At 68.3% G+C, this 7448-nt stretch carries 6 protein-coding genes and 1 pseudogene; all 7 read right to left on the minus strand.

The genetic code is table 11. The annotated features are described in order from the left end of the window. Positions 1–876, minus strand: an 876-nt coding sequence (locus Y706_RS0117620; RefSeq protein ID WP_028277641.1) for an intradiol ring-cleavage dioxygenase, incomplete at its 3' end; no start/stop codon positions are given. Between the two features lie 238 nt (positions 877–1114). Further along, positions 1115–2578: an amino acid permease gene (locus Y706_RS0117625; protein ID WP_028277642.1), complete on the minus strand. Its 1464-nt coding sequence runs from the start codon at positions 2576–2578 to the stop codon at positions 1115–1117. Positions 2579–2863: 285 nt separating this feature from the next. After that, positions 2864–3625, minus strand: a complete 762-nt coding sequence (locus Y706_RS0117630; protein ID WP_028277643.1) for a response regulator — start codon at positions 3623–3625, stop codon at positions 2864–2866. Beyond that, entirely contained in the window at positions 3585–4964 is a 1380-nt protein-coding gene (locus Y706_RS26220; protein WP_043436387.1) for a sensor histidine kinase, read from the minus strand. Before Y706_RS26220 ends, Y706_RS0117630 begins: the two co-directional genes overlap by 41 nt. A gap of 36 nt (positions 4965–5000) precedes the next feature. After that, positions 5001–5885: an ABC transporter permease gene (locus Y706_RS0117640; protein ID WP_028277644.1), complete on the minus strand. Its 885-nt coding sequence runs from the start codon at positions 5883–5885 to the stop codon at positions 5001–5003. Positions 5886–5888: 3 nt separating this feature from the next. Continuing rightward, positions 5889–6830 carry an ABC transporter ATP-binding protein gene (locus Y706_RS0117645; protein WP_028277645.1) on the minus strand — a complete coding sequence of 314 codons (942 nt, stop codon included), beginning with the start codon at positions 6828–6830 and terminating at the stop codon, positions 5889–5891. Positions 6831–7008: 178 nt separating this feature from the next. Continuing rightward, a pseudogene (locus tag Y706_RS26225) lies at positions 7009–7448 on the minus strand (PA-phosphatase); the annotation flags it as partial.

The raw sequence follows: 7448 nt of genomic DNA on the forward strand, positions 1-7448 counted from the left end.
GCCCGCGGCCACCGAGCCGGTGATGGTGGCCAGCTGGTAGATGCCGCCGTCGTTGCCGAAGACGTTGTCGGACTTCAGCGTGGTGCGGGGGAAGTTCTGCGCGCTGGATTCGTACCCGGCCGACGCGTAAACCTCCTTGCACGCGGCCTCGGTCAGCGCGATCTGTGACACCGCCAGGACTTGGCCGGCCGCCGTCGCATTGTTCATGGACTCGAACACTTCGAAGTGGATATGCGGCCAGCGGCCGTTGTAGGCGCCGGGGTAGATGGTCTTGAACGTCACCTGGCCGTTCGCGTCGGCCTCCTGGACGCCGCGGAGGTAGTTCTCGTTCTGAAGCCCGGAGTCGTACATGGAGTATTTGCCCTCGCGGTCACAGTGCCAGGCGTACACCGCGGCACCGGCCAGCGGGGTGCAGCCGTTGGCGTTGTCGAGAAGGGTCAGCGTGACGGTCAGCGGTACGCCCTCGGCTGTGCTGGTGGAGGTCCCGAAGCTGGGTGTGATGTCCTGACGGACCACGCCGGATGCCTCGAGGACGTTGGGTCCGTTGGAACCGTCACCGGGGTAGGGGCCGGCGGTTTCCTGCGGGATTTCGACCCCGCACTCGGCGATCGCCCGGGTCAGCGTCGGAGTGGCCGAGGCCGACGTCGCCGCGGCCGAGGGCGCAGCGGCTGTTGCCGCCGGGGTCCCCGCGGCCGACGTCGAACTGCCACTGGTGCCGCTGGTGCCGCCCGGGCTGCAGGCCGCAAGGGCTGCCGCCGTTCCCGCGCCGAGGAACATGCCCAGCGATCGGCGGCTGACGAGGGTGGAGAGATCGAATTCCAGGCCGCGGTCGTGGCTGGGGTGCGGCTCGTGCGGGGGCTGCGGCATTTTTGTCATGACCCCATCGAACCCGGCAGCGCTATGGGCTGGCTAGTCCCTTCCTGTGACGCGGCTGTGCTCCGGCACGCAGGCACATGCCCTCCCCTCGGCCCGTGGACTGGGCATGTCCCCCCGGCACGCATGGATATGCCCTACCCTCGCGCCGGGCAGTGGACATGATGGCGCTATGTCCAGTGGTGGGCGCAGGGGGAGGGCATGTCCGGTGGTGCGGGACCGCCGCGGGGGCTTTCCGGGGCTACGACACCGGGCGGGCGCCCACGGTGGCGTCTTCAGCGCCAGGCTCGGCGTCAACCGGGGCGGCGTCCCCGGCAGGAGCCTCGCCGGCACCTGATGCGGGAACAGCGGCCTTGGCACCGTTCCTGCGGTAGCGGATGACCCCGATCCCCACGACGACGGCGGCGAGAGCCAGCGAGAGCAGCAGCGATTCCCGTGTGGATTCCAGGATCACCATGCCGATCAGCAGGGCCACGATGCTCACGATCGACACCCAGGTCAGGTACGGGAAGAGCCACATTTTCAGCTGGAGGTCCTTGGCGGCGGCGCCCATGCGGCGGCGCAGGATCAGCTGGGAGGTCGCGATGACGAGCCACACGAACAGCGCGATGGCGCCGGAGGTGTTGACCAGGAACAGGAAGACCGTGTCCGGGGCGACGTAGTTCAGTCCGACGGTGACGAAGCCGACCACGGTGGAGGCCAGTACCGCGGCAGTGGGCACGCCGCGCTTGGAAATCCGCATCCACGACTTGGGGGCGTCGCCGCGGCGGGACAGCGAGAACAGCATGCGGCTGGCGGTGTAGAGCCCGGAGTTCAGGCAGGAGAGCACCGAGGTCAGGACCACAATGTCCATGATGGTTCCGGCGCCGGGGATGCCGAACAGCTCAATGACGGCGACGTAGGGGCTCTTGGCGACGGAAGCGGAGTTCCAGGGCAGCAGGGTGACCACAATGGCGATGGAGCCGATATAGAACACGAGGATGCGCCAGACGGTGGACTTCACGGCCTTCTTGACCGCATCGACCGGGTTCTCGGATTCGCCGGCGGCGATGGTGGCAATTTCTGCGCCGAAGAACGAGAACACCACCACGAGGATGCCGGCCAGGACGGCGCCGGGGCCGTTGGGCATGAACCCGCCGTTGCCGATCAGGTTGTCCAGGCCGGGCGCCGGAACGCCGGGGATGAGGCCCAGGATGGCGGCGACGCCGAAGAGCAGGAAGAGCACGATTGCCGCGACCTTGATGGAAGCGAACCAGAACTCGAATTCGCCGAACGACTTAACGGACCCGAGGTTGGTCAGCGTCAGCAGCACCATCAGGGCAAGCGCCCACACCCACTGGTCAATGCCGGGGACCCAGCGGTGCATGATCGCTGCCCCAGCCGTTGCCTCGATGCCGAGGACAATGATCCAGAACCATGCGTAGAGCCAGCCGATGCTGAACCCGGCCCAGCGGCCCAGGGCCTTGTCCGCGTAGGTGGAAAATGAGCCGGTTTCCGGGTTGGCCGCGGCCATTTCGCCCAGCATCCGCATGACGAGGATGACGACGAGTCCCGCCGCGGCATAGGCAACCAGGATGCCGGGGCCGGCCTGCTGGATCGCCGCACCCGAACCGACAAACAGTCCGGCGCCGATCACGCCGGCGATGGCAATCATGGACAGATGCCTGGGTTTCAGGGATTGTGAAAGCTGCTGGTCAGCGGGCATGGAAGCGCCGTCCTTCGTGGGGGGTTCAGGCCCGCTCGTTGCCGGCACGGAATCGAATCCATGCTGTGCGGCGGACCACAATGTCGTTTCACACTAGACCGCGCGGCGGACCGTCCGTCTTGTGCAGTCTCACAAATGACGGCGGGTCAGACCGGGCCATCACCCAACGCGAGGGCCAGGGAGTCAACCAAAGTTGCCTCACGGGCAATTCGGCAATGTGCCTGAAACCACTGCTTCAGGTACTACCTGCCGGTAACCTGCCTTGCGGCGGCCGGGCGGCGGCCGTCAGTAGTCCGCGTTGCTGGGCACCACGAGGCCGGTCTCATATGCGTACACCACGGCCTGGACGCGGTCGCGGAGGTGGAGCTTGGTCAGGATCCGGCGCACATGCGTCTTGACGGTGGCCTCGGACAGGAAGTATCGGTGCGCGATTTCGGCGTTGGAGAGTCCCTCCGCCATCGCCCCGAGCATCTCGTTTTCGCGGGGTGTCAGGTCCTCCAGCAACGGATCCCGCGCCGGGCGTGCGGGGCTGCCGGCCTGCTGGCCGCCCTCGTCCGCCCCGGCGTGCTGGCCGGCGGCGCCGCCTGTCCCCGCAGGATCCATGCCGCCGGCACCACGGACATAGGTCTCCAGCAGCCGCTGCGTAACACGGGGTGCCACCACGGCGTCGCCGCTGGCCACCACCCGCACCGCGCTGACCAGTTCTGCCGGCGCCACGTCCTTGAGCAGGAACGCAGAGGCCCCTGCCCGCAGTGCTGCAAAGGCGTATTCATCGAGGTCAAAGGTGGTCAGGATGATGATTTTGGCATCGGAGCCCGAGGCGGCGATCGCCCGGGTGGCCTCGATCCCGTCCAGCACCGGCATCCGCACATCCATCAGGACGACGTCGGGCGCGAGCTCCCGGACGTGGCGGACCGCTTCGGCGCCGTTGGACGCCTCGCCCACGATGCGCAAATCGTCTTCACCCTCCAGGATGAGGCGGAAACCCATCCGAAGCAGCGGCTGGTCATCCACCAGCAGGACGCGTACCGGCGTGTTGTCGGACATTGTTCCCCCTTGATTCCATGGCATTCTCGCCGTTGCAGTTCAGTTCCGCGTGCACGCGCCAGCCGCGGTCACCGGCGCGCCCGGCGTACACGGTGCCAGCGTAGATCCTGGCCCGCTCCCGCATCCCGGCGATTCCATGCCCGGTACCGAAGGAGTCCAGTGCGTCAGGCTTCGCCTGCGCGCCGGTCCCGGGAGCCCCCGGGTCAACGGTGCCCCTGCCGTCGTCGAGCACTTCAATGGTGACGCGGGAGCCGTTCCGGACAATGCTGACCTCCACCCGGCTGAGGGCGCGCCCGTAGCGCAGCACGTTGGTCAGCGACTCCTGCACAATTCTGTAGACGGTCAGCTGGAACGCCGCATCGTCGGGCAGGGACGGGCCGGTGTGCGTGTAGTGCAGGGGCAGTCCCGCGGTGCGGAAGCCCTCGAGCAGTTTGGCCAGGCTGCCCCCGGCCACCAGCGGCTCGCGCGGGGCATGTCCCGTGGCGGCGTCCTCGCGCAGCACGCCAAGGACGCGCCGCATGTCGGCCAGCGCGGTGCGTCCGGTCCGGGAGAGTTCGGCCAGGACGCCGGCGGCGCGCTCCGGATCCTTCTTGACCACGACGGCGGCGCCGTCCGACAGGCTGATCATGACCGTGAGCGAGTGCGCCACGACGTCGTGCATTTCGCGCGCGATCCGGTTCCGTTCCGTGACCGAGCCCAGCTGCTGGGCCCGGGCGGCCCAGGCCGCGATCTCGTGCTCGTGCTCGCGCCGCTGCCGCACCGAGATCCCGATCCCCGTGGCGATCACATTCGAGAGCGCGATGCCGATGCCCGCCGCGATGCCCGTCAGCAGCTGGAAATTCTCCGGTGTGCGGACGGCCATGTCCGGGAGCCGGCCGTCCAACGGGCCGACGGCCAGCAGGAAGTACAGGAGCAGCAGCGGGGCGGTGGTCAGGGCCAGGGCGGCTAGGGCGAACCGCCGGGTGCGGACGACGGCGACGGCGTACAGCGAAAACCAGAGCCCGGCGGAGACATTGGACCCCCAGGGATGCAGGAAGGTGACCGCCAGTTCCAGGGCCCCCACAACAGCCGCCATCCGCACCGGATACGCCCGCCGGAAGAGCAGGACCGGCGCGGCCGCGGCGAGCAACACGGCCACCGGCCAGTCGCCGTGGATGACCGATTCGACCGCCGTGGGCGTGACCAGGACCAGGTAGCAGAGCACCACAAGGACGTCCATGACCCGCGGATTGGCCAGCAGGTAGCGCCGGAGCCGGCCGCGGCGGCGGGCCGTGAGTTCAGCAAGGGACGCGTCGGCCGGTCCGGCCGGCGCGTCCCTGACAGATACCGCATCGATCATGCTCTGAGCCTAGACTCTGGGGCCCGTGGCGCCGGCCTAGACGTCCCGCCTCTTGAGCAGGACGGCGGCCAGAAGCACCGGGATGACAACCCAGGCGCCCAGCACCAGGCCGGCCTGCCAGGCTTCGAGGGTGTCCGGGAGGTGCTCCACCGCGGTCAGCGGATCGACGGTGTTGCCGGGCAGGTACTTGCGGGCTTCCACGAAGAAGTCGCCCGGAATGAGCTGGAAGGCGATGGGTGCCACGAAGAACAGGCCCACCAGGCTCATGATGCCGCCCGCCGAGTTGCGGATCAGTGTGCCCAGCGCCATGCCGATGGCCGCGACCGCCGCCACGTAAATGCTGTTGACAAGGAGCAGCTTGACCGACTGCGGGCTGCCCAGGTCCAGGCCCAGGCCGTAGTTGTCCAGGATCGGCACGGATACGAATCCGGCGGCCAGGGTGGATGCGGCGGTGACGACGAAGGAGGTCACCACCACCACCACGAGCTTGGCCGCGAAGGCGGGGATGCGTTTGGGCACCGCCGCGAACGTGGACCGGGCCATGCCCGTGGTGAACTCGGAGCTCATCAGCAGCACGCCGAGGGAGCCCAGGATCAGCTGGGCGAACGCGATGCCGGAGGTGGGCACGCTGACGGCGATGTCGCCGCCCTGGGCCGCGAGCCTGGCGCCGACCTCCGGGTCCCGGGCCGCGGCCTCGGAGAACTGGCCCGTCCCCCAGGCCGAAAGCGCCCCGAACCCCACCATGACCACCACTGTGGAGCCAAGCAGGATCAGAGTGGAGAGCAGGGTGCGGAACTTGATGAATTCGGAGTTGAGGACCCGCAGGAAGCTGGGGCCGGGACCGGAACTGCTGCCGTTTCCGGACCGCTGTGCGTCGGCGCCGCGGCGCGAGGGCGTGGATTCAACGGTTGTGGAGCTCATGGCTTAGTTGCCTCCGGCTTCGACGGGAACGGCGCCCGTGGTGATCAGCGAGTGGTATTCGACCTCATCCTTGGTCAGTTCCATGTAGGCCTCCTCGAGGCTGGCCTGCAGCGGGGTGAGTTCGTAGATCATGACGTGGTTCTCCAGCGCCGCAGTGGCGATCTGGCGCGGGTCCAGGCCTGTGACTTCGAGGAGTTCGCGCTCCTGGACCTCCACCGAGACCCCGGTCCCGGCCAGCAGCTGCATGAGCCGGTCCGGCTGGTCGGTGCGGACCCGCGTCCGGCCCTGGCCCTTGCCGGTGATGATCTCCTGGATCGGGGCGTCCGCAATGATCCTCCCGCGGCCGATCACGATCAGGTGGTCCGCCGTGACGTCCATCTCGCTCATGAGGTGGCTGGAGAGGAAGACCGTGCGGCCCTCGGAGGCCAGATACTTCACCAGGTTGCGGACCCACACCACGCCCTCCGGGTCAAGGCCGTTGACGGGCTCGTCCAGGATGACGGTCTGCGGGTCGCCCAGGAGGGCGGCGGCGATGCCCAGCCGCTGGCCCATGCCGAGCGAGAAGCCGCCGACCTTCTTCCTGGCCACCTCGGCCAGTCCGGTCATCTCAATGACTTCGTGGACCCGTTTCTTCGGGATGCTGTGGGTCGCCGCCATGGCCAGCAGGTGGTTGTAGGCGGAGCGGCTCGTGTGGACTGCCTTGGCATCGAGCAGGGCGCCGACGTCGCGCAGCGGTGCGGCGTGCCCGGTCAGCGGGGACCCGTTGACGGTCACCGAGCCCGACGTCGGCCGGTCCAGCCCCATGATCATGCGCATCGTGGTGGATTTTCCGGCCCCGTTCGGACCCAGGAAGCCGGTGACCCGGCCGGCTTCGACGGTGAAGTTGACGCCGGCGACGGCGGTCTTGTCGCCGTAAACCTTGGTCAGGCCTCGTGCTTCGATCATGGAAGCGTTCCTTTGCGTAGCGGGAGATGATCCGGGGCACCGCAGTCACGGGCCCGTCTGCACACCACGCTACCGAGGCAAGCTGCGTATTTCGCCGGTCTCAGGGATGATTCAGGGGCTAATCAGGGTAGTCCGGGAGGATGACAGGGGTTTGGACGACGGGGTCGGGCGACAGGGTTCAGCCGAGGGGCGAATAGTAGGTCAGCGCGCCGGGGCGGACCGTGAATTCCACCCGCCGCACCCCGGGCATGACCTCTCCGTCGACGGCGAGGACCATGGGCCCGTTCCCGGGTTCCACCGTGATTCGGTCCGTTTCGCTCAGATGGGTGATCCCCGACGTGGCCACGGTGCCCGTGACCACGGCCCAGAGCAGCCGCAAGCGGGCGAACGGCTCATCGGCGGTGATCATCCGCAGATCCAGGACGCCGTCCGCGAGTACCGGGCGCACCAGCGGCGCGTGGTCGCGGGGGTAATAGCGGCCGCGGCCGATGTACAGGATCCAGAGCCGGTGCCGCACCCCGTTGACGATCAGCGTGGTGGGGGTGCCGGCCGCGAAGGTCCGGAGCATGGCCACCACTCCGGCCAGGGGTTTGCCCAGTGCCGGCTGGAGCTGCTCCC

Source organism: Arthrobacter sp. I3, from assembly GCF_000520575.1.
Classification (GTDB): Bacteria; Actinomycetota; Actinomycetes; order Actinomycetales; family Micrococcaceae; genus Arthrobacter; species Arthrobacter humicola_A.